The 25,285-nt window shown below is 67.2% G+C and carries 24 protein-coding genes; 12 read left to right on the forward strand and 12 right to left on the reverse strand.

The genetic code is table 11. The annotated features are described in order from the left end of the window. Window positions 1-169 precede the first annotated feature (169 nt). The gene (gene kdsA, locus Q0996_RS07040) at window positions 170-1,030 is read left to right on the forward strand and encodes a 3-deoxy-8-phosphooctulonate synthase (protein WP_299617091.1); all 861 of its coding nucleotides are present in this window, start codon (window positions 170-172) and stop codon (window positions 1,028-1,030) included. Here kdsA and Q0996_RS07045 read toward each other — a convergent pair. From Q0996_RS07045 to tpiA, 3 genes are all read right to left on the reverse strand, one after another. Further along, entirely contained in the window at window positions 1,027-2,652 is a 1,626-nt protein-coding gene (locus tag Q0996_RS07045) for a CTP synthase (protein ID WP_299617092.1), read from the reverse strand. The genes kdsA and Q0996_RS07045 overlap by 4 nt on opposite strands. 263 nt (window positions 2,653-2,915) lie before the next feature. Next, window positions 2,916-3,272, reverse strand: a complete 357-nt coding sequence (gene secG / locus Q0996_RS07050) for a preprotein translocase subunit SecG (protein ID WP_299617093.1) — start codon at window positions 3,270-3,272, stop codon at window positions 2,916-2,918. A gap of 232 nt (window positions 3,273-3,504) precedes the next feature. Next, window positions 3,505-4,251 carry a triose-phosphate isomerase gene (tpiA, locus tag Q0996_RS07055; protein WP_299617094.1) on the reverse strand — a complete coding sequence of 249 codons (747 nt, stop codon included), beginning with the start codon at window positions 4,249-4,251 and terminating at the stop codon, window positions 3,505-3,507. Window positions 4,252-4,474: 223 nt separating this feature from the next. Between tpiA and Q0996_RS07060 the strand changes: the two genes are divergently transcribed. The 3 genes from Q0996_RS07060 to Q0996_RS07070 are packed head-to-tail and all read left to right on the forward strand — an operon-like array spanning window position 4,475 to window position 8,574. Continuing rightward, entirely contained in the window at window positions 4,475-6,361 is a 1,887-nt protein-coding gene (locus tag Q0996_RS07060; protein WP_299617095.1) for a peptidylprolyl isomerase, read from the forward strand. Window positions 6,362-6,382: 21 nt separating this feature from the next. Continuing rightward, window positions 6,383-7,894: an anthranilate synthase component I gene (trpE, locus tag Q0996_RS07065; protein ID WP_299617096.1), complete on the forward strand. Its 1,512-nt coding sequence runs from the start codon at window positions 6,383-6,385 to the stop codon at window positions 7,892-7,894. A 29-nt stretch (window positions 7,895-7,923) separates the two neighbouring features. Then, on the forward strand, window positions 7,924-8,574 hold the full coding sequence (locus Q0996_RS07070; RefSeq protein WP_299617097.1) for a glutathione S-transferase family protein: 651 nt from the start codon (window positions 7,924-7,926) through the stop codon (window positions 8,572-8,574). Between the two features lie 20 nt (window positions 8,575-8,594). Here the strand turns inward: Q0996_RS07070 and Q0996_RS07075 are convergent, their stop codons facing one another. Together Q0996_RS07075 and Q0996_RS07080 are read right to left on the reverse strand one after the other, a co-directional pair. Next, on the reverse strand, window positions 8,595-9,329 hold the full coding sequence (locus Q0996_RS07075; RefSeq protein WP_299617099.1) for a DUF4410 domain-containing protein: 735 nt from the start codon (window positions 9,327-9,329) through the stop codon (window positions 8,595-8,597). Window positions 9,330-9,713: 384 nt separating this feature from the next. After that, complete coding sequence (locus tag Q0996_RS07080; RefSeq protein WP_299617101.1) at window positions 9,714-10,310, reverse strand: LysE family translocator; 597 nt, start codon at window positions 10,308-10,310, stop codon at window positions 9,714-9,716. A gap of 131 nt (window positions 10,311-10,441) precedes the next feature. On the opposite strand from Q0996_RS07080, the gene Q0996_RS07085 reads away from it, so the two are divergent. Beyond that, window positions 10,442-11,239 carry an AraC family transcriptional regulator gene (locus Q0996_RS07085; RefSeq protein WP_299617103.1) on the forward strand — a complete coding sequence of 266 codons (798 nt, stop codon included), beginning with the start codon at window positions 10,442-10,444 and terminating at the stop codon, window positions 11,237-11,239. Between the two features lie 100 nt (window positions 11,240-11,339). On the opposite strand, the gene Q0996_RS07090 is transcribed toward Q0996_RS07085, so the two are convergent. From Q0996_RS07090 to Q0996_RS07105, 4 genes are all read right to left on the reverse strand, one after another. Next, window positions 11,340-12,623 (reverse strand): TRAP transporter large permease, encoded by a 1,284-nt coding sequence (locus tag Q0996_RS07090; protein ID WP_299617105.1) that lies wholly within the window; start codon window positions 12,621-12,623, stop codon window positions 11,340-11,342. 13 nt (window positions 12,624-12,636) lie between these two features. Continuing rightward, the gene (locus Q0996_RS07095) at window positions 12,637-13,227 is read right to left on the reverse strand and encodes a TRAP transporter small permease subunit (protein WP_299617106.1); all 591 of its coding nucleotides are present in this window, start codon (window positions 13,225-13,227) and stop codon (window positions 12,637-12,639) included. A 102-nt stretch (window positions 13,228-13,329) separates the two neighbouring features. Next, on the reverse strand, window positions 13,330-14,415 hold the full coding sequence (locus Q0996_RS07100) for a TRAP transporter substrate-binding protein (RefSeq protein WP_299617107.1): 1,086 nt from the start codon (window positions 14,413-14,415) through the stop codon (window positions 13,330-13,332). A gap of 83 nt (window positions 14,416-14,498) precedes the next feature. Continuing rightward, window positions 14,499-15,521 (reverse strand): glutamate cyclase domain-containing protein, encoded by a 1,023-nt coding sequence (locus tag Q0996_RS07105; protein ID WP_299617108.1) that lies wholly within the window; start codon window positions 15,519-15,521, stop codon window positions 14,499-14,501. A 161-nt stretch (window positions 15,522-15,682) separates the two neighbouring features. Between Q0996_RS07105 and Q0996_RS07110 the strand changes: the two genes are divergently transcribed. Beyond that, window positions 15,683-16,618 (forward strand): LysR substrate-binding domain-containing protein, encoded by a 936-nt coding sequence (locus tag Q0996_RS07110; RefSeq protein WP_299617110.1) that lies wholly within the window; start codon window positions 15,683-15,685, stop codon window positions 16,616-16,618. Window positions 16,619-16,692: 74 nt separating this feature from the next. Here the strand turns inward: Q0996_RS07110 and Q0996_RS07115 are convergent, their stop codons facing one another. Beyond that, window positions 16,693-18,147, reverse strand: coding sequence for an ATP-binding protein (locus Q0996_RS07115; protein ID WP_299617111.1), 1,455 nt, complete (start codon window positions 18,145-18,147; stop codon window positions 16,693-16,695). A 304-nt stretch (window positions 18,148-18,451) separates the two neighbouring features. On the opposite strand from Q0996_RS07115, the gene Q0996_RS07120 reads away from it, so the two are divergent. Further along, the gene (locus Q0996_RS07120; RefSeq protein WP_299617112.1) at window positions 18,452-19,180 is read left to right on the forward strand and encodes an ABC transporter substrate-binding protein; all 729 of its coding nucleotides are present in this window, start codon (window positions 18,452-18,454) and stop codon (window positions 19,178-19,180) included. A 46-nt stretch (window positions 19,181-19,226) separates the two neighbouring features. Here Q0996_RS07120 and Q0996_RS07125 read toward each other — a convergent pair whose 3' ends face one another. Next, on the reverse strand, window positions 19,227-20,399 hold the full coding sequence (locus Q0996_RS07125) for a divergent polysaccharide deacetylase family protein (protein WP_299617113.1): 1,173 nt from the start codon (window positions 20,397-20,399) through the stop codon (window positions 19,227-19,229). Between the two features lie 52 nt (window positions 20,400-20,451). Continuing rightward, the gene (gene cueR, locus Q0996_RS07130; RefSeq protein ID WP_299617114.1) at window positions 20,452-20,856 is read right to left on the reverse strand and encodes a Cu(I)-responsive transcriptional regulator; all 405 of its coding nucleotides are present in this window, start codon (window positions 20,854-20,856) and stop codon (window positions 20,452-20,454) included. A 166-nt stretch (window positions 20,857-21,022) separates the two neighbouring features. On the opposite strand from cueR, the gene Q0996_RS07135 reads away from it, so the two are divergent. Genes Q0996_RS07135 through glp form a run of 5 tightly spaced genes read left to right on the forward strand, consistent with a single transcriptional unit; the run spans window position 21,023 to window position 25,202 of the window. After that, the gene (locus Q0996_RS07135; RefSeq protein WP_299617115.1) at window positions 21,023-21,610 is read left to right on the forward strand and encodes an aminodeoxychorismate/anthranilate synthase component II; all 588 of its coding nucleotides are present in this window, start codon (window positions 21,023-21,025) and stop codon (window positions 21,608-21,610) included. A gap of 30 nt (window positions 21,611-21,640) precedes the next feature. Then, window positions 21,641-22,678 carry an anthranilate phosphoribosyltransferase gene (trpD, locus tag Q0996_RS07140; protein ID WP_299617116.1) on the forward strand — a complete coding sequence of 346 codons (1,038 nt, stop codon included), beginning with the start codon at window positions 21,641-21,643 and terminating at the stop codon, window positions 22,676-22,678. Beyond that, entirely contained in the window at window positions 22,675-23,499 is an 825-nt protein-coding gene (gene trpC / locus Q0996_RS07145; protein ID WP_299617117.1) for an indole-3-glycerol phosphate synthase TrpC, read from the forward strand. Before trpD ends, trpC begins: the two co-directional genes overlap by 4 nt. Window positions 23,500-23,508: 9 nt before the next feature. Next, window positions 23,509-23,985 carry a cyclic pyranopterin monophosphate synthase MoaC gene (moaC, locus tag Q0996_RS07150; protein WP_299617118.1) on the forward strand — a complete coding sequence of 159 codons (477 nt, stop codon included), beginning with the start codon at window positions 23,509-23,511 and terminating at the stop codon, window positions 23,983-23,985. Continuing rightward, a complete protein-coding gene (gene glp / locus Q0996_RS07155; RefSeq protein WP_299617119.1) occupies window positions 23,985-25,202 on the forward strand; it encodes a gephyrin-like molybdotransferase Glp in 1,218 nt (405 codons plus the stop codon). Before moaC ends, glp begins: the two co-directional genes overlap by 1 nt. Window positions 25,203-25,285 lie beyond the last annotated feature (83 nt).

Raw genomic sequence — 25,285 nt, forward strand, 5'->3', positions numbered from 1 at the left:
GAAATGTCGACCGGGGATCTGTTCGTCGGGGACTGACGGCCGCTTTGGCGGATCTGGGTGCCGCGGCAGGGCGGCTTGCAGCAATGCGGGGCGGCGGCTATGAACTGGCCGAAGGGCCGGCGCGCAGGCGCCCGCTTTTCCATCGGCAATCAGGACAGGGGCGAGCGGCATGCAGCTCAGACTTCGCAAATGGGATCTCTCGATCGGTGACGGCCAGCCGCTGTTCTGCATCCTGGGCCTCAATGTCCTGGAGGATCTGGGCCTGGCCCTGGAGACCGCGCAGGAGCTGAAGCAGGTGGCCGCCGAACTGGACCTGCCGATGGTCTTCAAGGCCAGCTTCGACAAGGCCAATCGCTCCTCCTTCAAGAGCTTCCGCGGCCCCGGCCTCGAAGAAGGGTTGAAGATCCTGGCGGCGGTCAAGGAGCGCGAAGGCCTGCCCATCGCCACCGACCTGCACGAGATCGACCAGGCCGGGCCGGTGGCCGCAGTGGCGGATCTGGTGCAGATCCCCGCGTTCCTCTGCCGCCAGACCGACCTCGTGGTGGCTGCCGCCAAGGCGACCGCCGAGCAGGGTGGCCTGCTCCACGTCAAGAAGGCCCAGTTCCTGGCCCCCTGGGACTGCCACAGCATCCTCCGCAAGATCGAGGAGGCGGCCGGCAAGGACCTCACCATCTTCTGCGAACGCGGCACCTCGTTCGGCTACAACAACCTGGTGGTCGACATGCTGAGCATCCCGGAGCTGAAGCGCCTCGGCGTCCCGGTGACCATCGACGCCACCCATGCGGTCCAGCTTCCCGGCGCCAAGGCCGACGGCGACGGGGTGTCGACCGGCGGCCGGCGCGAGGGGGTGGCTGTGATCGCGGCGGCGGCAGTGGCGGCCGGCGCCGATGGCGTGTTCCTCGAATTCCATCCCGACCCGGAGCAGGCGAAGTGCGATGGCCCGAGCTGCCTGCCACTGGCCGCCGCCCGGGACGTGCTGGGCCGGCTCCAGGCGCTGCACGCCACGCTGCACGGCCGCAACGCGGCTTAAACCAGGCGAGACTGCTCGACAGCGGCGGCGACGAAAGAGGTGAACAGCGGGTGCGGGTCGAAGGGCTTCGACTTCAGCTCCGGATGGAACTGCACCCCGACGAACCAGGGATGGCTGGGCAGTTCGACGATCTCCGGCAGCTCTCCGTCCGGCGACAGGCCTGAGAACACCAGACCGGCATCCTCCACCACCTCCCGGTAGTTGATATTCACCTCATAGCGGTGGCGGTGCCGCTCGCTGATCTCCTTGGCGCCGTAGGCCTCGTGCACCCGGCTGCCCTCCTTCAGCAGGCAGGGATAGGCGCCGAGGCGCATGGTGCCGCCGAGGTCGCTTTCGGTGTTGCGGCGCTCGACGTTGTTGCCGTGCAGCCACTCGGTCATCAGCCCGACCACCGGGTCGCCGGGGGTGCCGAACTCGGTGGAGCCGGCCTGGGGCAGGTCGGCGAGATTGCGCGCCGCCTCGATCACCGCCATCTGCATGCCGAAACAGATCCCGAAATAGGGCACCTGATGCTCCCGGGCGAAGCGCACGGCGGCGACCTTGCCCTCGGAGCCGCGCTCGCCGAAGCCGCCGGGCACCAGGATGCCGTGCACCCCTTCAAGCTGCTGGATCGTGCCGTCCTTCTCGAAGATCTCCGAGTCCAGCCAGGAGACCTTGACCTTCACGTTGTTGGCGATGCCGCCGTGGGTCAGGGATTCGGCCAACGATTTGTAGGCGTCCAAAAGGCTGACGTACTTGCCGACCACGCCGATGGTGACCTCGCCGTCGGGCTCGTCGACGCGCTGCATGACCCGGTCCCACTCGTCGAGCCGCGGCGGCGATATCGAGAGGCCGAAGTGCCGGCAGACCTCGTCGTCCAGCCCCTCCTCGTGGTAGGCGCGCGGCACCGAATAGATCGACCGCACGTCCAGGGCGGGCACCACCGCCTCCTCGCGCACGTTACAGAACAGCGCGATCTTGCGACGCTCGTCCCGCGGGATTTCCCGCTCGCTGCGGCAGACCAGGATGTCCGGCTTGATGCCGACGGACTGCAGTTCCTTGACCGAGTGCTGGGTCGGCTTGGTCTTCAGCTCGCCCGCCGCGGCAATGAACGGGATCAGCGTACAGTGGACGAAGAGGCTTTGCTCCCGGCCCAGTTCGTTGCCCAACTGGCGGATCGCCTCCAGGAACGGCAGGCCCTCGATATCGCCCACGGTCCCGCCGATCTCGCAGATGACGAAGTCCTCGTCGGTCAGATCGCCGAGCACGAAGGCCTTGATGGCATCGGTCACATGGGGAATGACCTGCACCGTCGCGCCCAGGTAGTCGCCGCGCCGCTCCCGCGCCAGGACGTCGGAATAGATCTGCCCCGTGGTCACGTTGTCGCTCTTGCGCGCCGGCACGCCGGTGAAGCGCTCGTAGTGCCCGAGGTCGAGATCGGTCTCGGCCCCGTCGTCGGTGACGTAGACCTCGCCGTGCTGATAGGGCGACATGGTTCCCGGGTCCACGTTCAGATAGGGGTCGAGCTTCCGCAGCCGCACCTTGAAGCCGCGCGCCTGCAAAAGCGCGCCGAGAGCCGCTGCGCAAAGACCCTTTCCGAGGGAGGAAACCACGCCGCCGGTGATGAATATGAACCGCGCCATGGGCCAACACTATTGAACGATCGAAGCTGGCGACGCAAGCATTCGAAGGCCGGCGTTCTCAGTTTGCCGCTGCGCCTCGGCAAACCCCCGAATTCTCCCCCTCGCCCACCATGCAATGCGGCCGGTCAGAGAGCGAATTGAGCCAACGCCGGCGGCCTGAAGCCCAAGGGCAATGCAGGCACAGATGGAGTCGCGCGGGAGCCGCCCTGGCGTTCAAAGACAAGGTTCCCGGCGGGAACCTGCCGGGGCGGAACGCGGAGAGGCTATTGGGCGGGAACCGTCGGCTCCAATGGAACGGCGGGCTCGGTCGTCCCCATCGGCGCGCTGTGGGCCGGCGCCTCGGTGCCGGAATCGAGGATCGAGCGGGGCTCGCTGCCGCCACCGGCAATGATGGTCAGCACGATACTCGTGGCCATGAAACAGGCGGCGAGGATCGCCGTGGTGCGGGTCAGCAGGTTGGCCGTGCCGCGGCCGGTCAGAAAGCCGGCCATACCACCGCCGCCGCCACCGCCGGCACTACCGCCGATGCCCAGGCCGCCGCCCTCGCTCCGCTGCAGCAGCACCACCCCGATCAGGGCCAGGGCGAGAAGGATGTGGATGACCAGTAATACGTTCTGCATGCTCTGCGTTCGCTCGACTGGGTGGTCTCGGTCCTTGCTGTGCGGGCTACCGTGCGGCGGCAGCGGGGTGCAAGGTCCGGGTTCCGATCTGTGGCTTGCGGGGCTGTTCTGCGGGCCTCAGCCGGCGGAGCCCCGCTGCACACGCGCGCTATGTAATCACTCAGAGGGGGAAAGACCAGCAAAAACCACAGGGCAACAGCGCCGTCTGCGCCCGCCGCCTGGGCGCGACTCCCTAGGGGCAACTCGCCGCGATGGCCCAGAAATCCTCCGCCTTGAGGCTGGCGCCGCCGACCAGGGCGCCGTCGACGTTGGCTTGCGCCAGCAGCTCGGCGGCATTGGCCGGCTTGACCGAACCGCCATAGAGGATGCGGACCCGGTCCGAGCCCTCGCCCACCAGCCCGACCAGCAGCTTGCGGATCTCCCTGTGGACCTCGACCACATCGTCCGGCGTGGCCGTCTGGCCGGTGCCGATGGCCCAGACCGGCTCATAGGCAATCACCAGGCGCTCCGCGTCCATACCGACCGGCACCGATCCCTTGAGTTGCCGGGCGATCACCGCCAGGGCCTCGCCGGAAGCCCGCTGGTCCGCCGTTTCCCCGACGCAGACAATGGGCACCAGGCCGGCGGCCTGGGCCGCCTCCGCCTTGGCGCGGACCAGCGCGTCGTTTTCGCCATGGTCGGCCCGCCGCTCGGAGTGGCCGAGAATGACATAGCCGCATCCCAGGTCCCGCAGCATGTCGCCGGAGACGTCGCCGGTGTGGGCGCCACTGCCGGCCGTGTGGCAATCCTGGCCGCCGACACGAACCTCGGTGCCCTGCAGGATTCCGGCGACCTGGGCGATATGGAGATACGGCGGGCAGACCAACAGTTCGCAGGCCGGCAGGTCAGCAGCGCTGCGGGCCTTGAGGTCTTCCGCCAGGCTCTTGGCGTCGTCCGACAGGCCGTTCATCTTCCAGTTGCCGGCGATCAGCGGCTTCATTGCAGATCCATTTCCTTCCCTTGAGACGCGCCGGCCAGCCGGCACGGCGCGCGAACCCGGTCAATTTCCGCAAGATCCTGCGGAAAATCAAGGCTGTGACCGGGTATTTGCGTGTTGCCCGGCTGGAGAGGCCTTCTTAAACTGCCGCCGCCGCGCCTTGGCTTGGCAGAAGAGCGAGCAGGCAGCCGGCCCATCCAGCCCTTACGAGAGTCAGTAACCAGCAATGAAAAGCCGTAACCTTTTCGTCAAGATCGCGACCTTCATTCTCTTCGGACTCTTGATCCTCAGTTTCGCGGTCTGGGGCATCGGCGACATGTTTCGCACGGGCGGCCACGCACAGCAGGTGGCCAAGGTCGGCGATACGGTGATCGACCAGCGCAGCTTCTCTCGGGAGCTGTCGCAGGAAATCTCAAACATGAGCCGGCAGTTCGGTGTGCGCCTGACGATCGATCAGATCCGCGCCCTGGGCATTCCCCAGCAGGTGATCAACCGGCTGATCAGCCAGGCAATCCTGGATGAGATGTCGGCGCGCCTCGGCCTGCTGATCACCGAAGAGCAGATGCGCGCGCAGATTTTCGAGAACCCGGCCTTTCTCGACGCGACCGGCCGTTTCGACCGGAACCGTTTCGCCCAGGCCCTGCAGTTCAGCGGCATGAGTGAAGAAGGCTATCTGGCGATCCTCAGCACCGATACCCAGCGCCGGCAGGTGACCGCAGCCGTCACCGAGGGCGCGGTGGCGCCGCGCAGCCTGGCCCGGCAGCTCTTCGCCTACCGGGAAGAACGCCGGGTGGCCGACTATCTGACCGTATCCAACGACAGTGTCGGCGCGCTGGGCGAGCCCGACGAGGCCGCGGTCCGCGAGACCTTCGAGGCCGCCACCGGCAACTTCATGACCCCGGCCTTCAAGGACATCGCGCTGGTCCACCTGAGCATCGCTGACGCTGCGGCCGATATCGCAGTCTCCGAAGAGGCCCTTGCGGCGGAGTTCGAGGCACGCCGGGCCGAGCTGTCCAAACCCGAACGCCGTGCCGTCACCCAGGCCGTCCTGCCGGACCAGGCTGCGGCCCAGGCACTGGCCGACAAGATCGCCGACGGCGCCGACTTCGAGGCGGCGACCCGGGAAGCGACCGGGCGCGGACCGGTCTCCCTGGGCATCCTGGAAGAAGCCGAGCTCTTTCCGGAAATGGCCGGGCCCGTCTTCGAGCTCGAGCTCGGCAAGGCCAGCGGGCCCCTGCAGAGCCCGGTGGGCTGGCACGTGGTCGTCGTGACGGCCATCGAGGAGGCCGAGCAGGCCGACCTCGAGACCGTCCGCGCGCAACTGGGTGAGGAGATTGCCCAGGCCCAGGCCATCGATATCGTGATCGATCAGGCCAACCGCTTCGACGAGGCCATTGCCGGCGGGCTGGCCATCGAAGAGGCCGCCAGGGGGCTGGGTTTCAACTCACGGCAGATCGCGGCGATCGACGACCGGGGGCTCGATCCGGCGGGAACGGCTGTCGAGGGATTGCCGGCGGGCAGCGAGTTCCTGGAGGTGCTGAACGAGACCGCCGTCGGCGGCACCAGCCTGCTGACGGAGACCCTCGACGGCGATTACTTCATCCTACGCGTCGACGGTGAGACCCCGGCCGCACCCCGGCCGCTGGAGGAGGTGCGCGATGACGTCGTGGAGCTGTGGCGTGCGGGCGAGCGCCGGCGCCTGGCCCAGGAGCGGGCCGAGGCTCTGATGGAAAAGCTGGACGGCGGCACCACTCTGGCCGCCCTGGCGGAGGCCGAGGGCCTGAGCGCGGAGCAGACCGAGCCCGTCACCCGCTTCGACGGCAACCCGGAGCGGACGCCCTCCGCCCTGCTGTCACAGCGGCTCTTCGATATCGCCAAAGGCGAAACGGTCTTGGTCTCGACCCCTGATAGCCAGATCGTGGCACGGCTCATTGACATCCAGGGCGCCGACAGCTCGGCGGCCGGGGACCGCCTGGACGCCATCTCCGACGAACTGGCCGGTGCCATGAGGAACGACATCTTCCAGCAGTTCCTGGCGTCCCTGCAGGCCGAGTTCGACGTCACCATAAACCAGCCGCTGATCGACCAAACGCTTTTGGGCAGCGGATACTAGGCCGGCGGCTGGGGCGGAGCCATGCAGACCACACCGGATTTCGCCGCCTTCGAGGCCGGCTATGCGGCCGGGCGGGCGCAGGTGGTCCATACCGCCCTGATCGCGGATCTGGAGACCCCGGTCTCGGCCTTCCTGAAACTGGCCGACGGCAAGGCCAATTCCTTTCTCTTCGAATCGGTGGAGGGTGGCTCGATCATCGGCCGCTACTCCTTCCTGGGCATGCGCCCCGACCTGATCTGGCGCTGCCGGGGCGACAAGGCGGAACTGAACCGCCAGGCGCGCTACGACCCTGAGGGCTTCAAACCCGTCGACGAACCGGTGCTGGAAAGCCTGCGCCGCCTCATCGACGAATGCCGCTTCGAGCTGCCCGAGGGCCTGCCGCCCATGGCCTCCGGCCTGTTCGGCTACATGGGCTACGACACCGTGCGCCTGATGGAGGACCTGCCCGACGATAACCCGGCGGCCCTGGACGTGCCGGACGGCATGTTCATCCGCCCGACGATCATCGCGGTTTTCGACCGGGTCGAAGACCTGGTGACCCTCTTTACACCGGTCTGGCCGCGCGACGACGTGTCGGCGCGGGCCGCCTATGCCCAGGCCTGCGAGCGCCTCTCCGACGTGGCGCAGGATTTCGAGCGCGCCCTGCCCCAGCACCGCGACGTGGCGGCCGACCTGGAAGCGCTGCCGGAGCCGCAGTCCAACATGACCCGCGCCGGTTTCCACGCCATGGTCGACCGGGCCAAGGACTACATCCTGGCCGGCGACATCTTCCAGGTGGTGCTCTCGCAGCGCCTTTCCCTGCCCTTCAAGCTGCCGGCCTTTGCGCTCTACCGCGCTCTGAGGCGGCTCAACCCCTCGCCCTTTCTGGTGTTCATCGATTTCGGCGGCTTCGCCATCGTCGGCTCCAGCCCGGAGATCCTGGTGCGCCTGCGCGACGAGACCGTGACCATCCGGCCCATCGCCGGCACCCGGCCGCGCGGCGCCACCCCGGCGGAGGACCGGGATCTGGCCGAGGACCTTCTGGCCGACCCCAAGGAGCTGGCGGAGCACCTGATGCTCCTGGACCTGGGCCGCAACGATGTCGGCCGGGTGGCGGAGGTCGGCAGCGTCACCGTTACCGAGCAGATGACCATCGAGCACTACAGCCACGTGATGCACATCGTCTCCAATGTCGAGGGCACCATCGCCAACGGCCACGACGCCATGGATGCTCTGGTTGCCGGCTTTCCCGCCGGCACCGTCTCCGGCGCGCCGAAGGTCAGGGCCATGGAGATCATCGACGAGTTGGAGCCGGAACGCCGCGGCGTCTACGGCGGCTGCGTGGGCTACTACGGCGCCGGCGGCTCCATGGACACCTGCATCGCCCTCAGGACCGCCTTGGTGAAGGACGGGGTCATGCATATCCAGGCCGGCGGCGGCGTGGTCGCCGACAGCCAGCCGGAAGCGGAGTACCAGGAAAGCCTCAATAAGGCCCGCGCCCTGCTGCGCTCCGCCGAGGAGGCCGTGCGCTTCGCCGCCCGGCGGGGCAACTAGCCGGCCCGTCCGGCGGTCAGGTCGGCACCATGGCCGAGATCACCCTCTGGGGGCGCCTCTCCTCCTGCAATGTGCAGAAGGCGGTCTGGGTTCTCGAGGAACTGGGACTGCCCTATCGGCGCATCGATGCCGGCGGCGATTTCGGCGGCCTGGACGACCCTGCCTACCGGGCCATGAACCCCCACGGCAAGGTGCCGACCCTGCGCGACGGCGACCAGGTGATCTGGGAAAGCGATGCCATCATCCGCTATCTGGCGGCCCGCTACGGCAGCGGGGCCCTCTGGCCGGCGGACCCAACGGAACGCGCCCGGGTCGACCAATGGCAGGCCTGGGCCAGCACCGCCCTTTACCCCGACTGGATCAAGCTGTTCTGGATGCGGGTGCGTACCCCCGAAGCGCAGCAGGATGCCGAGGCCATCGAGGCTCTGCGCGCCCGCTGCGCCGAGCGCTTCACCGTCCTCGACCGCCAACTGGCGGGGCGCCCCTTCGTGGCGGGCGAGGCGCTTTCCCTGGCGGACATCGCCGCCGGGACGACGCTCTACCGCTGGTTCGAGATGCCCATTGCGCGCCCGGAGACCCCTGAGGTGGCGGCCTGGTACGACCGTCTGCGGGCGCGCGCGCCCTTCCGCAAGGCCATCTGCGTTCCTTTCGACGAGCTGTGGGCCAGGCTGTCCTTCTGAGACGGCCTTCAGCTCAACCGTTACTTCTCCAGCCAGCCGCGCTTCACGTAGCCTTCGCGGACGATGTCGGCCACCTGCTCGGCGGTGCGGTCGGCGGCGGCCTCGATCGTCTCGGGCCCGAGTTCCTTAACAGCCGTCGCGCCGCCGGAAATGATGGCGGAGCGCGCTAGGTTTCCGGTCGCCGCGCCGACCCCGACCGGAGCCAGCACACCGGGCATCGCCCCACCTTCAGCCTTGATCTTCGCGGAGCCGAGTGGAACGAGACCCTCATCGCGCATCTTGTAGCCTTCGACGACGGTGACCAGTTCGTTGGCACCGGCCCCGAAGCCGATGAGCAGCCGCTGCCACTGGCTGCCCTCATCGACGGAAACAAAAGCGCCCCTGATCACACCCTCGCCGACTTTCGGCGTCGTGCCGTCGACCGCGCGCACGGCGGCGATACCCATCTCATTCAAGCGTTCGACCAACAGCTCGGACGACCGGGCACCAAGCTTGCGGCCAAGCGCCTGTTCTTCCAGGGTCTGCGGCAGCTCCCGCTTGCTATAGATGCCCGCCAAGGCGGAATCGGCCGGCACATCCTGTGGCGTCGCCGAGAAATCGTAAATCACCACCCGCGTCGGCTTGGTGAGTTCACCTTCATAGGTTGTCCGCTCGGCAACATCGGTGGAGGCACAACCCGCCAGCACGACGAGCCCGAAGGCCAAGGCTGGCAAGCGCACAAACAGCTTCGGATTTGAACCGGTTCGGCTTTGCATGGATCACTCCTGAGACTGACAAACCCAACCCCACTGCTCGTCACAGTAGCATAGTTATTTTGATTAATGCAGATATGGTCAAGGGGGCCTGCAAAATTCCTTGCCGGATTTTGCGAATCCAGGCGATATAGAGCCCTCGGTTTCAACAGCTGAAAGGAGGTGATCCAATGTCTCATGAGATTTCGGTGAAGTCTGAAGGCCTTGGATGCGTAACGGGTTTGATGGAGCAGCCTTCATCCGGCGCGTAGCACCTTCGGAGCGGGACCCCGTTTCGGGGCCGTAAGACTCACCAGCTCATGGGGGGCCGCAGCGATGCGGCCCCTTCTGATTCGGGTTGGGCCGCAGCGATGCGGCCCTCTTTGATTCGGGCCGGGGCGAGTGTCCTTAGAACAGGATCCAGAGAACCGATGCGGCCAGCAAAGCACCCATCACGAGATTGAAGCGCCGCAGGCGCCGCTCGTTGTGCAGGAAGCGCTGAATGGCCGCGCCGAAGCTGAGCCAGGCGAAACAGCTCGGCAGGGCGGCGGCGACGAACACGCCGGCCAGCGCCAGGGCCGCGCCGGAAGCGCCCTCGGCCGTGGGGTCCAGATAGGTGGCCGCGGCGCTGGCGGAAACCAGCCACGACTTGGGATTGACCCACTGGAAGGCGGCGGCCGGCAGGAATCCCAGGGCCCAATGGGCCTTGGTGCCGGGCCCACCCTCGGCACTGGCGATCTTATAGGCCATCCACAAGAGGAAGGCGCCGCCGCCCCACCTGAGCCCCTCCAGGGCCGCGGGACTGTCGAGCAGCAGGCCGCCCAGACCGAAGGCCACCAGGAACAGCATCACGCCCATGCCCAGCGACACGCCCAAGACCGTCGGCAGGCCGCGGAAAACGCCGAGGTTGGCCCCCGCGGTGGTCAGCAGCACATTGCTCGGCCCCGGGGTTCCCGCAGCCACCAGGGAGAAGACGAAAAAGGCGACGATCTGGTCGGCGGGCATGGGGCGTGGTTCCGGGCTCCCGAAAAGCGGCTGCGGCGATGTAGACTGCCGCCATGACTTCCCAGTCCAGCAGATCCGCCGGCCAGGGTCTTGAACGTCCGTGCGCCCGCTCAAGCGGGGAGTTCCTGCGCGTGGCGGCAAGAGGCGAAGGGATCGAGCTGGTGGAGGCGCGCTTTTCCCGGCAACGCTACGCACCCCACCGCCACGACCGCTACATGATCTGCCGCACCGACGCCGGCGTGCAGGGCTTCACCTACCGCGGCGTGCAGGAATGGAGCCTCCACGGTGAGATCGTGGTGCTGCATCCCGACGAACTGCACGACGGACATGCCGGCACCGAGGCCGGCTACGCCTACCAGGGCGCCTATGTGGAACCCGCCCTGGTGGCGGAGGCCGCGGTGGAGCTGACCGGGCGGCCGGGCCCCCTGCCCTTCGCCGCAGCGGCGGTCAGCCATTCGCCGCGTCTGGCCGCAAGCCTGGCCTATGCCTTCGCCGCAGAGCCGGCGCCCCTGGCTCTCGACAGCCTGGTGCTGAACATCGCCGAGGGTCTGCTGGACCTCGATGCCGGCACCGCCGGCCCCCTGCCCGCCCCGACCCTCGATGTTCCCGCTGTCGCCCGCGTGCGCGACCTGATCGACGCAGACTTCGCTCGGTCCATCCGCTCCGCGGAGTTGGAAGCGGTCAGCGGCCTCAGCCGCTTTGCCCTGGCCCGCCAGTTCCGGGCCCGCTTCGGGGTCACTCCGCACCGCTACCAGGTGATGCGCCGTCTGACCCACGCACGCGACCGCATTCAGGAGGGTACCTCCCTTGCCGCGGCAGCAGCCGAGGCGGGCTTTGCGGACCAGGCGCATTTCAGTCGCTGGTTCAAGGCGGGCTACGGTCTCTCCCCCGGCCGCTTCGCGCAGCTCCACCGGGCAGGCAGCGCCTGACGCCGATGGCACTACGGCTTTGCCGTCTGTTCGACGCGGCGGAGCCGGGTGCGTCCGCCTCGTCCGAAGTCGCCATTCCTCCGAACGGCAGGCCTTTGCGTCAGTAGTAGGTTTCGGGGAGCCACAGGGCAATCTGCGGGAAGGCCAGCAGTATCCCGATCATCGTAAGAAGCGTCAGCACAAAGGGGGCCACGCCGATGAACACGTCGGTCAGCCGGCCCGACCGCCGGATCCCCTGGATCACGTAACACAGCATGCCGATGGGCGGGGTCAGAACCGAGGTCTCCGCGATCAGCACCATCATCACGCCGAACCAAACCGGGTCAAAGCCGAGCCCGACGACGATGGGCGTGACCACCGGAATGGTGAGGACGATCATCGCCAGGGTGTCCATGAACATGCCAAGCAGCAGAAAGATGGCGATGATGAAGATCATGGTCGTCATGGGCGACCAGCCCAGACTGGCGACGGCCTGATTGACCTGACCGACCAGCCCGACGGCACCGATGACGAAGTTGAGCAGGAACGCGAGGATGGTGATCAGGATCATCATGGCGGAGGTGCGGATCGTGCCTTCCATCACCGTGCGTAGCATCGCCCAGGTGAGCTTTCGGCGCCAGGCGGCGAAGCCGAGGCTGGCGATGACGCCGATGGCCGCGGCCTCGGTCGGCGTCGCCCAGCCGGCGTAGATCGAGCCGATGACGATCAGAAACAGGAGTACCGGCGTCGCAAGATCGCCGAGAGAACGCCAGCGCGCGGACCATGAGGTGGCGACCGAACGGCCGCTCCAGGCCGGGCGGATGATACAGGCCAACAGGATCGTAACCATGAAGAGGCCAGCGAGCATCAGGCCGGGAACGATGCCGGCGAGAAAGAGCTGGGGAACCGAGGTATCGGTCAGGAATCCGTAGAGGATCATGTTGATCGACGGTGGGATCAGAATCCCGAGGGTTCCGCCGGCGGCCAGACTGCCCAGGAACAGGCGCTCGTTGTAGCCCCATTTGCCGATCTGGGGCATGGCCGTGGTGCCGATTGTGGCAGCCGTTGCCACGCTGGACCCGGAGGTTGCCGCAAACAGCGTCGAGGTGCCGATATTGGCGTGCATCAGGCCGCCGGGCAGCCACGACAGCCACTGCGTCATCGCCGCATACATGCTGTTGGCGATGCCGGAGCGCAGCAGGATCTCGCCCATCATGATGAACAGCGGAATCGCCACCAGCACGAAGTCGATGCTGTGCGACCAGGCGACCTCGCCGAAGGCCGCATCGAGGGGGAACGGCGAATAGAAGGCACTCAGGAAGAGGGCGAGGATCCCGAGGACGACGGCGATGTGAAACCCGAAGGCGATGAGCGCGAGCAGCACGATGGCGGTGGTCACGAACACGACGTGGCGCCTCCTAGCGGGCCGACCGGGACACGGGGGCGTCTTCGGTCCGCGTACCGATCACCGAGGGGGCGCCGGCAACCTGCTTGACGGTTTCGTGGCGCCCTTGGGCAAGCGCCAAGGACGCGCGCAGCAACAGCGCGACGATGCAGAGCAGGAAGTACGAGAGGCCCAACAGCCAGAGAGACTGCGGTATCCACAAGGGGACGGACAAGGGCGTGCTCGACCGGGCCTCCAGACGCAGGGTCTCCATCAGCGTCATCAGCGCGCGATAGCCGACCAGCCCGATCACGACCGAGAAGCCGGCCAGCGCCACGACGTCGAGCACCCGCTGTACCCGTTCCGGCAAGCGCACATAGAGGGCGTCGACCCGAATATGGGCGCGCTGGAACAAGGCGAAGGAGTATCCCCAGGCGATACTGATCGCAAAAGCGTAGCCGGCGATCTCATCGGCACCGCTCAGCGAGAAGTGGAACAGCTTGCGCGCCACGACCTCGAAGGTAACCAGACCCGCAGCCAGCAACAGCATGGCACAGCCAACGTAGACGCCGCCGCGCGATAGCCGCTCAAGAGCGCTTATCAGCCGCGCCAACCAGCGATCCATCCTTACCTCGATCCTTCGTCATGGACCCAGTTACCGGCGACGCCGACAGGCGGGCGCTTTCGCGCCCGCCCGCCGGACCAAACAGTAAATCGCCCGGAGCCCCTATGGGGCCGGCGCGCTCACCTTGACCACTGCGCCGACGGTTTCATTCCATCGCTCGACACAGGCCTCGCCGCAGCGGGCCGAGAACTCGGGAAGCTGGCTCTGCGCGATCAGGTTCTTCAAGGCCTGCTCGTCCTCCGGCGTGACCGAGACCAGCGTCAGATCGCGTTTCTCCAGTTTCTTGGGCGCCGTTGCGTCCACGTCACAACGCTCGTCGCCCACGGTGCACCAGATGCCGTGCTGGGTCGCGTCCTCGGCCATCTTCCAGCCCGCGGGAACCATTTCTGTGCTGACCCGTTCCTCCAGGAAGGCGCGCACCTTGGGGTCCAGCTTGTTCCAGGACGCGGTGTTGGCCACGACGAAGTTGATGCCCCATCCCACCACCAGCGGATAAACATGGGTCGTCACGTCGGTCCACTTGGCGATGTTGCCCGAGTTCGCGCCGGTCAAGGCGCAGTCGATGACGTTGCGCTGCAGCGCCGGCACCACCTCGGAGAACGACATCGTAACCGGGATCGCACCGATGGATTCGACGAAGTTGGCGGTGGTCGCGCTGAACACACGGACTTTCTTGTTTTTCAGATCGTCCAGGCCCCCAATCGCGGTGGCGCACCAAAAGACCTGCGCACCGGTCGGCCAGAAGCCGATCGGCGTCACCCCCGCCTTCTCCTCGTAAAGCTTGCGCAGGGTCGGCAGATAGGCGTCGATCACCTTGCGCAGGGTATCGGTGCTCTGGATCAGGCCGGCGATATCGATCCCGTCGTTCTCCGGCAGTTCGCCCGACACCAGCGTCGTCGAACCGGCGATCAGATCGGCGACACCGGCTTTCGCCAGGCGCAGCATCTCCGGTCCCTTGACGCCGACATCGGTCATGCTGATGCCGTCGACCGTGATCTGGCCGCCGCTTGCCTCGGGGATACGCTCCAGCCAGAACGGCTTGAGGATGTTGACCCAGTTCGGCGAGTTGACCGGCGAACCGATAAGCTTCAGGTTCGTGCGCGCGAGGTCCTCCGCCGAGGCCGCTCCCGGCGGCCCTAACACGGCGGCCAGTGCGCCCATAATCATCGCTATCGTCTTGTTTCTCATCGCTGCCCCCTCCCTTTCTTTTTAGGCCTCCGATGGACGAAGTAGGATCTTTGCTCCGGGGCCGCCGTCCTTGGTCCGCGGGCTTAGTGCGCGGGGCCGCGGTCCGGCGGCGCCAGATTGAGACGCACCATGTCGCGCAGGATCTGAACGACAGCCATCGACGTCTCGCCTTCGGCGCCGTCGACGATGAATCGCTTAGTGCAATAGCGCGCCTCGTATCCCCCCGCCTCCAGGCAGCTCATGACGATGCGCCGCTCCAGTTCAGGCGTATGGAACACGTCGATATCGCGCAGCAGAAAGGCCAGCGTGGCCGCCACGGCGTAGCACCCCCAGTTGGAGATCGAGACCGGGAACAGCACATCGGTCGCCACCACCGTCGGGACGCCGCCGCCGCATCCGCAAGGACAGTCGCGTCCGTAGGGGTGGAAGTCCCGCATGAAGTCGTGGATCAGGCCGAAGCCAATCTCGTTGCCGTTGTCGCCGATACCGATGCTGAAGACGCCGCGCCGGCGCGCCTCGTCGAAGATCGGCCCGAAGTTGACGATGTCTTTGTGGGTGACCCCGGTCGAGTAGTGCGTAATGCCTTTTTCGTTGGGGCCTAGGCGTTCGGTGCTGACGATCGCCTTGGGCTGATAGCGTTCAAAGGTCTCGCCGATCCAGCGGTGATAGTCCGCCGGGTCCGGCGGCGGGCAGACCAGCGCGGCACCGAGACCGCGTTCCTTGGCCAAGTCAAAGTCCCTGACCGTGACGCCGGCGGCCTCGCTGGAGGCGACCACGGGCGGCGCGTGCAGCGCCTCTGTCAGGAAGACCGGCACGGCCTTCATGCCCCAATAAAGTGCACGGGCGAGCACCGCCGCCCCGGGCGGCCCGTCACTTTCGCCGTGCGGCATTTCCGGGGGATAGCCGGCGCCGGTGACGATGAAGACCACATCGCCGGGCTGCACCCGCTGGTGCAGACCCTCGGCTGCCAGGGTGCTTAAGGGTCGTCCGCCCAAAGCCGCCCGGGCCCGGTCGTATATCTGCGGAATGATGTTGTGGTTCATGGCCCGGTTGCGCAGCTCGGTCGTCACCAAACGGTCCGCGAACTCACCAATGATCTCGGGCATGGGCCTCCGTTCCGCATCTCGGCTTCCGGACGTTCCGCCGCACCGGCGCGGCACAGCTCAAGGAACAGCTCCACGGTCTTGGAGGCGCTTCATAATGTCAAATTGCATGTACTGATCCTTTCATAAGTGTATATTATCAAGCAGCCGCCGAGGAGAGACCGATGAAGCTCAGCCTGCGACAGATCGAGGCGTTCCGAGCCGTCATGCAGACGAACAGCATGACCGCGGCTGCCGGTATCCTGAACATCTCCCAGCCCGCCGTGACCCGGCTGATCAAGGATATGGAAGCCACCCTCGCCCTCACCTTGTTTCGCCGCGCCGGAACCAGGATCAGCGCGACGCGGGAAGCGACCCGGTTGCTTGGCGAAGTCGAACGGATGTTCAACGGGCTGGAACACATCGAGCAGGTGGCGCGCTCGATCCGGCGCTTTCCGCAAGGGCACCTGAATCTGGCAGCCATGCCCATCATCTCCATGGGATATCTGCCGAAAGTCGTCCGCCACTTCCTCGACGACCATCCCGATGTCTCGCTCTCGGTCCACTCCGACAGCTCGGTCAACATCGTCGATCTCGTCGCGCGGGAGCAGTTCGACCTGGGCATCTGCTCGGTGCCTGCGGTGCACCCCAACCTGCGCTACGAAATGCTGGATCGCGTCGAAGCGGTCTGCATCATGCCGGTCGGCCATCCACTTGCCGAGAACGCCGTGATCGAGCCCCGGAACCTCGATGGTGCGGATTTCGTTCTGCTCGGTCAGAGCAGCCTGTTACGTCAACAGGTCCGCAATGTGCTCGATGCAGAGGGAGTCACGATCAATGTCCGGGTCGAGGCGTTGTACTCGACAACCGCCTGCGGCTTCGTAGAGCAGGGCGTGGGGGTCTCGATTGTCGACCCCTTCGTGGTCTCCGGCCTGACCCGGCCCGCGGTCACCGTGCGGCCGTTCCGTCCCACGATTCCCTACGAGTTTGCATTGATCTATCCGCCGCGCCTGGCGGAAGACCATCTGGCAATCGCCCTCGGTGCCGTGCTGCGGGAGGAAATGAAACGGGACTTCGCTCAGGGCGATCCGACGCCGGCCGACAGTACCCTCACATCATAGCGCAGGCCGGCCGGACGGACCGCCCGCAAGGCGAAGCGATGCGTCGCGCCCACGGACGTGGCCGCACCTCAGTTCTAGGCCGAGCGGCGGGTGGGGATGGCGCGCTCCGGCGGGAACGTCACGGTGACGGTGGTGCCCGCGCCGGCTTCGCTTTCGATGGCCAGCGACCCGCCGAAGAGCTTCATGAAGTTGTCGCAGAGATGCAAGCCCAGGCCGGTGCCCTTGTGCTCGCGCGCCCGCGGATTGTGCGCCTGCTCGAAGGGCCGCAGGGCCTTGCGCACACCCTCCTGGGTCATGCCGATGCCGTTGTCGGCAACGCTGAGAAGAATGCGGCCGCGACCGTCACACCAGGCCGCGACCGCGATGTGCCCGCCCTCGGGGGTGAACTTCACGGCATTGGAGAGCAGGTTGATGAGGATCTGCATCAATACCCGCTCGTCGCCACGCAGGGTCGGCATCGCCGCCGGCACCTCGGAGACCAGGGTCTGGCCAGCCGCCTCCGCCGCCGGCGCCACCTGGCGAAGGCAGGACCGCACCAGCGCAGCCACGTCCACATCCTCCTCGGCCAACTCGTATTTGCCGGCCTCGACCTTGGAGATGTCCAGCAGGTCGTTGATCAGGCTGATCAGCAGAGACCCGCTGTGATGGATGTCCTCGACGTATTCCTCATAGCGGTCGTCGCCCAGCGGCCCGAAGGTTCGGGCCCGCATCAGCTCGCTGAAGCCGAGGATGGCGTTGAGCGGAGTGCGCAGGTCATGGCTCATGTTGGCGAGGAACTCGGTCTTGGCGCGGTTCGCCTCGACCGCCTGTTCCCGGGCACTCTCCAGTTCGGCGGTGCGTTCCAGCACCCGCTGCTCCAGGTTGGCATTGGCCCGGCGCAGCTCCCGCTCCGCCTGCTCCACGCGCAGGCCCTTGCGGCGCAACTGCTCCAGGGCCTCGGCCATACGGCTGACTTCGTCGTTGCGGCCGCGTTCAGGAACGGGAGTGTTCAGCGCACCCTCGCCGATGCGGATCATCGCGTTGGTCACCCGTGAGAGCGGCCCGGAGATGAGGTTGACCCCGACGAAGACCACCACCCCCGTGACCACCGCCAGGATGGCCGTGGTCGCGGCATCGCCGCGGATGGCGCTCCACACCTCGGCGGAAACCCCGGCCGTCGAAATCCAGAGGAACAGCGTGCCGACGCCCTCCCCGGTCTCGGCGGTGATGCTTCGGTCGAACACCAGAAAGCTCACCCGCCCATCCTCCTCGGCGTCCGGGTCGAAGCCGTCGACCATCACCTCGGCCAGCTTGGCGCCCCTGTTGTCAAATACCCGGGCACCGGCAATGGCCCCGGTGGCCGCAAGCCGCTCCAGGCGGAGCTGCACCATGTCGTAGTCGTAGTCCCAAAGCGGATCGGCCAGGGTGTCGCCGAACACACTGGTCAGGACCTGCGATTCCGCCTTCAGATCGATCAGCAGCCGGGCGGCATTCTCGCGGCCGGACAAGGCGGTGCCGATCATCGATACGACGACCACTGTGGCAAGCACGGTGATGACGATTCGATTCCTGATCGATGTCCCGGAGTGTCTGCGGTGTTTCTGACGCATCTCGTCTAAGTCGGCCGGACCTGCCTGGCGGGACCCGTCAAAGCATCCCGTTAAGCATTCGTTTACCAAATCCAATAAACCCTGGGATGATATATTCCGCACCTTAAACTATCATTTACAGCCATTAGCTATACAAAGACAGATTGCAGTAGTCCTGAAGGGTACTACTGGATCTGATGGATTTGTTTTTGGTCCACCACTGGGAATTGACGAGATGGCTTGGTCAGACCGCTGGCGATTTGTAATGACGTCTTTCGGGCGCTCGCTTGCGACCGTCCTTCTGGCTGCCGGCATCGCACTGTCCGCTTCCGCCGCAAGTGCGGAGCAGAGGCTGCACTTCACCACCGAGCAATACGCCCCCTTCAATTTCGCCCAGGGTGAGGAGATCGCCGGCCTCGGCGCCGACCAGGTCAAGGAGATCATGCGGCGCACCGGCATCCCCTTCGACATGGAGTTGCTGCCCTGGTCGCGGGCCCTGGCCCTGGCCGGCAAGCGGCCGATGACCTGCGTCTTCACCACCGCCCACACCGTCGACCGCGACAAGCGCTTCAAGTGGGTCGAACCCTTGCTGGTCGAGCGGACCCTGCTGATCCGCGCCGAAGGCTCGGGGGTCGAGCCGGCCAACCTCACCACGGCCAGCCACTACCGCACCGGCACCCAGACCGGCGACTACACCGTGGAACTGCTGCGCAACGCCGGCTTTGCGAAGATCGACCTGGCGCGCGATCTCGACCTGACCCTGAAGAAACTGCTGAACGGCCGCGTGGACCTGATGGCGGTCTCAGAGTCCTACCTCCATCGCCTGCGCAAGCAGGGCGTGCCGGTGGAAGAGGCGGCGGTGCTTCACGAGCAGGTGTTTTCCATCGCCTGCTCGCCGAAAACCCCCGACGAAGTCGTCGCGCGCATGCAGGGCGCGCTCACAGCCATGATCGCCGACGGCACCCAGGCCGAGATCCACGCCCGCTACAACTGAGCTTCCAGACAGCTTGTTGGTCGGATCGCGATGCGATGGCCGGCCTCTAACCGTCCCCTCCGCCACGCAGGGCCGCCAGATCCATCCGGTGACGCACCACCGCGGTGATGGGCACCAGGGCGAAGCCGCGGGCCTGCATCTCCGGAATCCAAGTTTCCAGGGCCGCCATGGTGACGCTGTGGGGGTGGCCGATGCCGACGGCGTAGCCGCGCTCCCGGGCCACCTGCTCCAGCAGCGCCAACTGGCGTTCGATGGCCAGCCGGTTGTCCGGTTCGTTGTCGAGGAAGACATCGCGCTCCGCATAGGGGACCCCGGCCCGGGCTGCCAATTGTCCGGCAACGGAGTTGCGCGAGGTCAGGGAGTCGAGAAACATCAGGCCGCGGGCCTTCAACTCGCCCATCACCAGGGCCATGGCTTCCGGCGAGGCCGTCAGCCGGCTGCCCATGTGATTATTGATGCCGACGTAGCCCTCGAAGCGCTCCAGTCCCCAGACCAGGCGCTGGGTCAACTCCGCCGCCGGCAGCCCGTCGACCAGCACATTGGGCCCGGGATCGATGGTGGGGCTCAGCGGCTGCATGGGCACATGGAGCATCAGCTCGTGGCCGGCCTTGTTGGCGGCCGCGGTCATCTCGGCAAGCCCCTCGGCATAGGTCATGAACGAGAGGGTGAGCGGCCCCGGCAGGGCGATCGCCTGCCGAGCATTGCGGCGGTTGAGCCCAAGGTCGTCGAGCACGATGGCGATCAGCGGCCGGCCCTCCGAGGGAGCGACCGCAACGGCATGCGCCTGCCAGGGCGCGGGGCCCTGCAGCCCGCGGTCCGGGACCGGGATTGCCGGCAGAAAGACGGCCTGCCCCGGCGCGGCTCCGCGCGGTTCTTGCGCTGGCGTCGTACCGTCCTCGGTGGCGCTTTGCAGCGCGGCCTCCAAAGCCTCCCGGTCGAAGGGATCGTCCGGGCCGATGGGGACACCACTCTCCATCAGGCGCAACGCCCGGCCGTCGACGAGCGCATCTCCCGATGGCTCTTGAACCTGTGAGTCTGCCACAATCGCGGAGCGCTCGGGCCCCGCCTCGGGGCCGCCCAGCAGGCCCTGTCGGTCAAGCATCACGCCGAGGAAACCGCCGATCACCAGACCGATCAGCAACAGCCCGGCAACCGCCGCGGCATTCCACCAGGCATCGCCGTTCCTGCGGCTCGGTGATTGCGAATCGCGCGCCCTCATAGCGCGCGGACCCTAGCACGGCTTGGTTAAGGAAGCTGGGGCCAAAAGGGGCTCAGCGCTCCGCCTTCGCGCTCCCCGCAAGCCCGGTCAGGATCGGGCAGTCCGGGCGCTCGTCGCCGTGGCAGCGCTCCATCAGGTGAGTCAGAGTGGCCCGCATCTCCGTCAGTTCGGCAATCTTCCGGTCGATCTCCTCGACGCGCCGGCGGGCCAGGGCCTTCACTTCGGCGCTGCTGCGCTGCCGGTCCTGCCACAGCGCCAGCAGACTGCCCACCTCCTCCACGGAGAAGCCCAGGCTGCGCGCACGTTGGACAAATCGCAGGGTCTCCACGTCACGCCGGTCGTAGACCCGGTAGCCCCCGGCGCTGCGGTCCGCCGGGGCGATCAGCCCTACGGACTCGTAATACCGGATGGTCTTCGCCGAAACGCCGGATTGCCGCGCCGCCGCACCGATGTTCATGCCGCTCTCCACTGGGCCAGACCGAACGATCGCCCATAGTCAACCTTCCAGTGATTGGAAGGTCAAGATCGCTGATCTGGCCGCTTCCCGTTGTTGGCGGCGACCTGTTATAAGGAAGGCCGCAACGACAAAACGAAATCTCAGGAACGCGGCGCAAGAAACTGAAATGTTTCTCTTAATCGATAACTACGACAGCTTTACCTACAACCTCTTCCACTTCCTGGGAGAGCTGGGCGCGACGGTCGAGGTGCGCCGCAACGACAAGATCACCGTGGCCGAGGCCCTGGCCCTGGCGCCGGAGGGCATCATCATCTCGCCCGGGCCCTGCGATCCGGATCGGGCCGGCATCTGCCTGGACCTGGTGAAGGAGGCGGCCGGCAAGCTGCCGATCCTCGGGGTCTGCCTGGGCCATCAGGCCATCGGCCAGGCCTTCGGCGCCAAGGTGGTGCGCGCGCCGGTGCCGATGCACGGCAAGCTGAGCGACGTGGCCCACCGGGGCCGCGGGGTCTTCGCCGGCCTGCCCTCGCCGATCTCGGTGACCCGCTACCACTCCCTCACCCTCGATCCGGAGAGCTTCCCCCACGACCGCCTGGAAGTGACCGCGGAAACCGAGGACGGCGTGATCATGGGCCTGCAGCACCGCGAGCTGCCGCTGCACGGGGTCCAGTTCCATCCCGAGAGCATCGCCTCGGAAAAGGGACACGCCCTGCTGCGCAACTTCCTGGATCTTGCCGATCGCGCCGTCGCGGCCTAGCGTCGCGGGGAAAGAGGTCGGGGAGCGGAGATGAGCGGGCAAGCAAAGGACCTGAAGGGCTTCATCGCCAAGGCGGCGGCGGGCCAGAGCCTCAGCCGCGGCGAGGCCGAGCAGGCCTTCGAGATCATGATGTCCGGCGATGCAACACCCTCGCAGATGGGCGGGTTCCTGATGGCTCTCAGGGTGCGCGGCGAAACGGTGGAGGAGATCACCGGCGCCGCCACGGTGATGCGCAGCAAGATGACGACCGTCGAGCGGCCGCAGGGCGCCATCGACATCTGCGGGACCGGTGGCGACGGCAGCGGCACCTACAACATCTCGACCGCCAGCCAGTTCGTGGTGGCGGCCTGTGGCGTGCCGGTGGCCAAGCACGGCAACCGCGCCGCGTCCTCCAAGAGCGGCGCCAGCGACGTGCTGGAAGCCCTCGGCGTCAATATCGAGGCGGACTTTACCCTGGTGGAACGGGCACTGGCGGAGGTCGGGACCTGCTTTCTCATGGCCCAGCGCCACCACAGCGCCATGCGCCATGTCGGCCCGACGCGGGCGGAACTGGGCACCCGCACCCTGTTCAACCTGCTGGGCCCCCTGTCCAATCCGGCCAAGGTGCGCCGCCAGTTGATCGGCGTCTTCGCCCCGGAGTGGATCGTCCCCCTGGCCAATGTCCTGCGCGACCTGGGCCACCAGCGCGCCTGGGTGATCCACGGCGCCGGTGGGCTGGACGAGGTCTCGACCCTGGGCCCGACGCAGGTGGCGGAGCTGAAGGACGGCGAGGTCACGACTTTCGAAGTGTCCCCGGACGACGCCGGTCTGCCGACCGCCAGCCTGGACAAGCTCGTCGGCGGCGACCGGGACCACAACGCGGCAAAGCTGCGCGGCCTGCTGGAAGGCGAGCCCGGCCCCTACCGGGACATCGTGGTCCTGGGCAGCGCCGCCGCCCTGGTCGTCGCGGACAAAGCCGCGGACCTCAAGGAGGGGGCCGCGATGGCAGCCGAGGCCATCGGCACCGGTGCCGCCCTCAAGGTCCTCGACGGCCTGGTGCGCCTGACCAATGAGGAGGTGCCAGCATGACTTCGGCGCCGGATCCGGCCAGGAGCGACGTGCTGCAGCGCATCTGCGCCGACAAGCTCGCCCACGTGGCGGCGGCCAAGCGGCGTCTGCCGCTGGTACACGTCGAAGAGCGGGCGCGCGCTGCTGCTGCGCCGCGCGGCTTTCGGGCGGCCTTGCAGAAGACGGCCGATGAAGGCCGCTTCGCGCTGATCTGCGAGATCAAGAAGGCCTCGCCCAGCAAGGGGCTGATCCGCCCGGACTTCGATCCCCCGGAGTTGGCACGGGCCTACCTCGCGGGTGGCGCGACCTGCCTGTCTGTGCTGACCGACGAGCCCTATTTCCAGGGCGCCGATATCTATCTGGAGGCGGCCCGGGCGGCGGCCCCCCTGCCCTGCCTGCGCAAGGACTTCATGCTTGATCCCTACCAGATCGTCGAGTCCCGCGCCTTGGGCGCCGACTGCGTGCTGCTGATCATGGCGGCCCTCGGCGATGCCCAGGCGGAAGAGCTGGAGTCCGCGGCCCTCGCCCTCGGCATGGACGTGCTGATCGAGGTGCATGACGGCGAAGAGTTGGAGCGGGCCCTAAGGCTCCGCTCGCCCCTCCTCGGGATCAACAACCGCAACCTGAAGACCCTTTCGGTGGACCTGGCGACGACGGAGAGCCTGGCGCCCCGTCTGCCGGCAGACCGCTTCCTGGTCTGCGAGAGCGGGCTTTACGCACCGGCGGACCTGCAGCGCATGGCCGGCGTCGGCGCCCGCGCCTTCCTGATCGGCGAGTCGCTGATGCGTCAAGACGATGTGGCGGCAGCCACCGCGGCGCTGCTGGCGGCGCCGGAACACTAGGCGCAAGCCATGGCCGGCTTCACCCATTTCGACGCCGAAGGCAGGGCCGTGATGGTCGACGTCTCCGACAAGGAAGTCACCGAGCGCATCGCCATGGCGGGAGGCTGCGTGATCATGCAGCCGGCCACCCTGGCGCTGATTCGCGAGGGCGCCATCGAGAAGGGCGATGTGCTCTCGGTGGCCCGCCTCGCCGGGATCATGGGCGCCAAGCGCACCCCGGACCTGATTCCCCTCTGCCATCCGCTCGCCCTGACCTCGGTGAGCCTGGAACTGACCCTGGACGATACCCGCAGCGCGGTCGACATCACCGCGCGCTGCAAGCTGAAGGGGCGCACCGGCGTGGAGATGGAAGCCCTGACCGCCGTCAGCGTGGCCGCCCTGACGATCTATGACATGTGCAAGGCCGTCGACCGCGGCATGCGGATCACCGACATTCGCCTGCTCAGGAAAGAAGGCGGACAATCAGGCCTCTACGAGGCGCCCTGATGATCTCCGTCGAAGAGGCGCTGAGCCGCATTCTCGAGCACTTCAGTCCCCTGCCGGCCGAGACCCTGAGCCTCAGCGAGGCTTTCGGCCGGGTGCTCGCCGAGGACATCGCGGCGCGGGTCACCCAGCCGCCCAAGGCCGTCTCCGCCATGGACGGCTATGCGGTCCGGGCCGCCGACGTGGCCTCGGTCCCGACCGCCCTCACAGTCATCGGCGCGGTGCCGGCAGGCAGCGCCTTCGAAGGACGGCTCGAAGCTGGCCAGGCGGTACGCATCTTCACCGGGGCGCCGCTGCCCGCGGGCGCGGATGCCATCGTCATCCAGGAAGACACCGAGGCCTCCGGCGATGAGGTGACGGTGAAGGAAAGCAGCCCCACCGGCCACTACGTGCGGCCGGCGGGTCTGGACTTCGCCGCGGGCGACCCGGGCCCGCGCGCCGGCAGGCAGCTCACCGCCCGCGACATCGGCCTGATCGCAGCCATGAACCACCCCTGGGTTCAGGCCCACCGCAAGCCGCGGGTCGCCATCCTCGCCACCGGCGACGAGGTGGTGATGCCCGGCGATCCCATGGGGCCCAGCCAGATCGTCAGCTCCAACGGCCTCTCCCTGGCGGCGCTGGTCCGTGCCTGCGGCGGCGAGCCGGTTCAACTCGGCATCGCGCCGGACCGCAAGGACCGCCTGGCCGACCTGGCCGCCGGCGCGCGCGGCGCCGACCTGCTGCTGACCGCCGGCGGCGCCTCGGTGGGCGAGCACGACCTGGTCCAGTCCGCGCTTGAGGAACAGGGGCTGAGGCTGGATTTCTGGAAGATCGCGATGCGCCCGGGCAAGCCGCTGATGTTCGGCCATCTCGGCGACACGCCGATGCTGGGGCTCCCGGGTAATCCAGTCTCGGCGCTGGTGTGCGCGCTGCTGTTCGCGCGCCCGGCCCTCAACCGCCTCAGCGGTCTCGACCTCCCGGCCCATCCGACGACCCCGATGCGCCTGGGCTCCGACCTCGCCGCCAACGACCGCCGCCAGGACTATCTGAGGGCCCGCATCGCCAACGGCGCGGACGACGGCCAGCGCACCGCCAGCCCCTACGGGCGCCAGGATTCCTCCATGCTGGCGATGCTGGCCGCCGCCGACGGCCTGATCGTGCGCGCGCCCCACGCGCCGCCCGCCCGCCAGGGCGAGCTGGTGCCGGTGATGGACCTGAAGGATCTGGCTCCGGGCCTCTAGGATCGGCACCGATCTAGCCGTTGCGGGCACAACTGTAGATGTTCAATCTCGTCGCATAGGTGGTGCTGGACAAGACCGTAATG

The organism is Pelagibius sp. (assembly GCF_028289705.1).
In the GTDB taxonomy this organism is placed as follows: Bacteria; Pseudomonadota; Alphaproteobacteria; order Kiloniellales; family Kiloniellaceae; genus Pelagibius.

Coding starts and splice junctions, on each gene's coding strand:
- kdsA (WP_299617091.1), top strand. CDS start 170: ATGCAGCTCAGACTTCGCAAATGGGATCTCTCGATCGGTGACGGCCAG.
- Q0996_RS07045 (WP_299617092.1), bottom strand. CDS start 2,652: ATGGCGCGGTTCATATTCATCACCGGCGGCGTGGTTTCCTCCCTCGGA.
- secG (WP_299617093.1), bottom strand. CDS start 3,272: ATGCAGAACGTATTACTGGTCATCCACATCCTTCTCGCCCTGGCCCTG.
- tpiA (WP_299617094.1), bottom strand. CDS start 4,251: ATGAAGCCGCTGATCGCCGGCAACTGGAAGATGAACGGCCTGTCGGAC.
- Q0996_RS07060 (WP_299617095.1), top strand. CDS start 4,475: ATGAAAAGCCGTAACCTTTTCGTCAAGATCGCGACCTTCATTCTCTTC.
- trpE (WP_299617096.1), top strand. CDS start 6,383: ATGCAGACCACACCGGATTTCGCCGCCTTCGAGGCCGGCTATGCGGCC.
- Q0996_RS07070 (WP_299617097.1), top strand. CDS start 7,924: ATGGCCGAGATCACCCTCTGGGGGCGCCTCTCCTCCTGCAATGTGCAG.
- Q0996_RS07075 (WP_299617099.1), bottom strand. CDS start 9,329: ATGCAAAGCCGAACCGGTTCAAATCCGAAGCTGTTTGTGCGCTTGCCA.
- Q0996_RS07080 (WP_299617101.1), bottom strand. CDS start 10,310: ATGCCCGCCGACCAGATCGTCGCCTTTTTCGTCTTCTCCCTGGTGGCT.
- Q0996_RS07095 (WP_299617106.1), bottom strand. CDS start 13,227: ATGGATCGCTGGTTGGCGCGGCTGATAAGCGCTCTTGAGCGGCTATCG.
- Q0996_RS07100 (WP_299617107.1), bottom strand. CDS start 14,415: ATGAGAAACAAGACGATAGCGATGATTATGGGCGCACTGGCCGCCGTG.
- Q0996_RS07105 (WP_299617108.1), bottom strand. CDS start 15,521: ATGCCCGAGATCATTGGTGAGTTCGCGGACCGTTTGGTGACGACCGAG.
- Q0996_RS07110 (WP_299617110.1), top strand. CDS start 15,683: ATGAAGCTCAGCCTGCGACAGATCGAGGCGTTCCGAGCCGTCATGCAG.
- Q0996_RS07120 (WP_299617112.1), top strand. CDS start 18,452: ATGACGTCTTTCGGGCGCTCGCTTGCGACCGTCCTTCTGGCTGCCGGC.
- Q0996_RS07125 (WP_299617113.1), bottom strand. CDS start 20,399: ATGAGGGCGCGCGATTCGCAATCACCGAGCCGCAGGAACGGCGATGCC.
- cueR (WP_299617114.1), bottom strand. CDS start 20,856: ATGAACATCGGTGCGGCGGCGCGGCAATCCGGCGTTTCGGCGAAGACC.
- Q0996_RS07135 (WP_299617115.1), top strand. CDS start 21,023: ATGTTTCTCTTAATCGATAACTACGACAGCTTTACCTACAACCTCTTC.
- trpD (WP_299617116.1), top strand. CDS start 21,641: ATGAGCGGGCAAGCAAAGGACCTGAAGGGCTTCATCGCCAAGGCGGCG.
- trpC (WP_299617117.1), top strand. CDS start 22,675: ATGACTTCGGCGCCGGATCCGGCCAGGAGCGACGTGCTGCAGCGCATC.
- moaC (WP_299617118.1), top strand. CDS start 23,509: ATGGCCGGCTTCACCCATTTCGACGCCGAAGGCAGGGCCGTGATGGTC.
- glp (WP_299617119.1), top strand. CDS start 23,985: ATGATCTCCGTCGAAGAGGCGCTGAGCCGCATTCTCGAGCACTTCAGT.